Origin of the sequence: Luteimonas galliterrae (assembly GCF_023374055.1) — a bacterium.
Taxonomy (GTDB): domain Bacteria; phylum Pseudomonadota; class Gammaproteobacteria; order Xanthomonadales; family Xanthomonadaceae; genus Luteimonas_C; species Luteimonas_C galliterrae.
On the sequence record NZ_JAMBEP010000011.1, the window covers coordinates 1 to 2,586 of the forward strand.

1 protein-coding gene is annotated in these 2,586 nt (G+C 64.0%); it reads right to left on the reverse strand.

Going from position 1 to position 2,586, the window contains the following annotated elements; translation table 11 throughout:
- Positions 1 to 2,586, reverse strand: a 2,586-nt coding sequence (locus tag M2650_RS16355) for a hypothetical protein (RefSeq protein ID WP_249476247.1), incomplete at both ends; no start/stop codon positions are given.

The window sequence follows — 2,586 nt, forward strand, 5'->3', positions numbered from 1 at the left end:
TGTAACCGTAGGTGGTGACGTTGTCCGGACTGCCCGCTGCACTGACGGTCTTGGTTTTAGGGTGGCCGAACTCGCCATAGGTATAGCTCTCCCTGATGCGGTATTTCGGCTGATCCGGTTCGATCGTGGTGGAGGCGAGCTGGCCGTTGGCGTAGTAACTATTCAGCGTCGTGCGCAAGGTGTAGCCGGCCCCAGGCTTGGGTTCGTTGGCGACCCATACCGTCGTAGGCAAGCCCAGCACATAACCGCCAGGACCGTCCGGACTCGCCGAATCGTGATGCTCGAACGCGCGTTCGCTGACCGTGGTCGATCCCGACGCGACCACGACCTCGGTTTTCGGCAAGCCGTAGTTGTCCGGATCGTAAGCGATCGATGTCGTGCTATGGCTTAGCGGTTTAAAGCTTTCACCCTGGCCGCCGCATTGCTGCGCACCGTCGTAGACCTGCGTCAAGCAGGCGAACAAGCTGCCGGCCGTGGCCGCGGGCGCATCGCTGCTCACCTCGTAGATCGTCGCCGTGCTGGCGTCCAGTTGCCGCCGCCAAGTGCCCGGCGCATTGCCGGCATGCGCGCTGTAGCGCTGCCCGCCGTGGCTGATCCGCACCGGTTCCTTCGGCTCGCCCCAGACCATCGCGGTAGAACTCAGCAAGCTACCCGCCAGCGGGTAGGCTTTGAAGGCAGCGTCATAGACTGGCGCGGTGTCGTAACGTTCGACACGCAAGCTGTTGACCATTCCGCTGGGCGTGGAGGTCGAGGTCTTGGCGATATGGCGGTCGATCCCCAAGGACGCGCCATGGCGCACATCAACCACCGTTTTGCCGTACAGATAGTGCGTGGTGGCGTACGCCGGCGCATTGCCCGCATCCTGACCCGTATCGTTGCGCAGCCGCGCCACCGCCGCCGCCGCGCTGGGCCGGCTCCACAGCGGATAAGGCAGATCGATGTCCGCCTGCGTCCAGGGATGGTCGGGCGAGGTCAGGCTTGATTGCGGGGCGTAGTCCAACTCGGTACGCGCGCCCAGGCCATCGGTGACCGCGACGAGCAGATTCGGTTGCGGCTCGTCGGTCGCCTCCGGCGTGGCCATCAACCAGCGCCCGTGCACATGGTCGTAGATCATCACTTCGTCGCGACCGTCGTGGTCCACGTCCATCGGCATCAGGCGCGCGGCCAGCCCGTACTCGTGCTGCGCGTAAGGATCCAGCGTGGCCGGCGATTGCTCCGGCTTTTCCCATTGCGTGTGGTTAAGACTGTAATAGTTCGCCTCCCAACCCGGCCAACCGTCCAGCATCGCCGAGGGCAACAGCTTGTCGACGTTCACCCCCATCGGCGTCTCGGCTTCGGACAACCCGCCGCCATGGCGGCCCAACCGCCACACCGGCAGCATCGTGTAGCTGCCGGCCATGCTGTCGCCCAGCCAGCCGCCGCTGGGCGTAAAAGCCATGCGCAAGTAGCCCAGGTCCGCCAGGCCGTCGCCGTTGCCGTCGCCGACCAGACTGCTGGCGAACTCCATCCGCCAGCCGCGCGTGGCCGCGGTCGCCTTGGTCCAGGCCGACCGGAACAAAGCCTCCTGGTCGATCGCATCCATGCCTTTGACATAACCTTGCTCCAGCAATTGCTTCTCCGCCGGCTCCAAGTCCGTGTCCCACAGCTTGTGCGCACTGCCCGGATAGAACGTGCCGTCGCCGCGGTTGAGGTACACGAACACCGCGATCTTTTCGTAGGTCTGCTCGATCAGTTCCCGACCGAACTCCTCCACATCCTGGAACGAGCATCCGCGAACGGGGAATACGACCTGCTGGTTCAGGACCTGGCCGTAGTGGCAAGCCAGCAGATCCACCATCAGCACGTCGGTCAGACCGTCGCCATTGACATCGCCCGTGCGCATTTCGCTGGGGCCGCCGCCCACCATCAACGTGTCCGGACTGCCCCAGTCGGTCAGCCGGCCATCGCGTTTGGCCAGAGCGTCCGCCATCACCCCGCCATCCGAATCCGACGCCTTGGAACGCTGGTGCGCGCTATAACGCCCTTGCGAGTTGCCGGCGCGCTGCCAGCGCATGAAGTATTCGTACGGCAATCCGGTCGGGTGATAGGTGAGGCCCGTGCCGACTTCGTAGGTGAAGGCGTTGTACGTCGACTCGCCGATGAGCTTTTCGGCCCACACCTTCTCGCGCTGCTTATGCCAATAATTGGTCAACTGCGTATTGTTGGGATCCCTGGGATAAGGGTCGTTCACCACACCGTCCGGCACGTTCGGCTCGATGCCGCCCAGGGTGATCTGCGCCACATGCGGATGGGTGCGATGCAGGAACGACTGCCGGCCGTCGCCGTGCAGGTCCATGACCAAATAACTGTCCTTGGCATGGCACGGGATCGGATTGCCCGCCAGCCCGTTATGGGTCGCCGGGTAACCGCCCTGGCTCAGATCGATGCCGTGCCCGGGTACGTTCAAGCCGTAGTACAGATGACCGCTCACCCAACTCACCGGATCGGAGTGAGCGCCGTAGTACATCGGCATGGCCTTGCCGGCGGCCGCCGCGTAATTGGCGTCGGACTTGCAGAACATCACGTCGGTCAACGCATCGCCATTCA